Below are 821 nucleotides of genomic sequence, written 5' to 3'. Positions count from 1 at the left end.
CTTCTACACCAGCCCCGACGGGCGGGCCGCCCGCCGCACCACCCTGGTCGTGCTGGGCCTGCTCGGGGTCTTCTACCTGCTGCCGCAGGTGTACGGGGTCCTGGGCCGGATCTACGCGCCCGAGCTGGCGCTGACCGGGGACGCGGACGCGGCGGTGCTGGTGCTGCCGGAGCGGATGCTGGGCGGGCTGCTCGGGGACCTGCTGGGGGCGCTGCTGGCCGGGGGCGCCTTCGCGGCGTTCCTGTCGACGGCGTCGGGGCTGACGATGGCGGTGGCCGGGGTGCTCCACCAGGACCTGCTCCCCCGGCGGGGGGTGGGCAGCTTCCGGTGCGCGGTCGTGGTGGCGATGGCGGTGCCGCTGGCGGTCGGGTTCGTCACCACCCAGGTGCCGGTCGCGGACGCGGTCGGCCTGGCCTTCGCGGTGTCGGCGTCCTCCTTCTGCCCGCTGCTGGTGCTCGGCATCTGGTGGCGCGGGCTGACCCCGCCGGGTGCGGTGGCCGGCCTGCTCACCGGCGGCGGGGCGGCGCTGGGCGCGGTGGTGGCCACCCGCAGCGGGCTGGTTCCGCAGGGGTGGGCGCACGCGCTGCTGGCCTGGCCGGCGGTGTGGTCCGTGCCGCTGGGGTTCCTGACGATGGTGTCGGTGTCGCTGGCCACCAGGTCCCGGGTCCCGGCCGGGGCGGCGGCGGCGCTGGCCCGGCTCCACCTGCCGGAGGACCTGGCCGGGGCCCGGGCGCCCGGCGGGGGTGGCCGGTGAGCGGGGCGGCGCAGGCGCTGCTCGCGGCTGCCGGGGCGGTGCTGCTGGTGGGGCTGGGCTGGGCGGG

At 78.7% G+C, this 821-nt stretch carries 1 protein-coding gene; it reads left to right on the top strand.

Annotated elements, in window-relative coordinates; genetic code table 11:
* Positions 1-754 (top strand): sodium:solute symporter family transporter (locus tag VR44_RS05460; protein WP_045946217.1); only part of this gene is annotated, 754 nt, incomplete at its 5' end.
* Positions 755-821 lie beyond the last annotated feature (67 nt).

This window comes from Streptomyces katrae (assembly GCF_000966975.1).
Classification (GTDB): domain Bacteria; phylum Actinomycetota; class Actinomycetes; order Streptomycetales; family Streptomycetaceae; genus Streptomyces; species Streptomyces katrae.
This window is presented reverse-complemented; position numbering and strand designations above follow the sequence as displayed.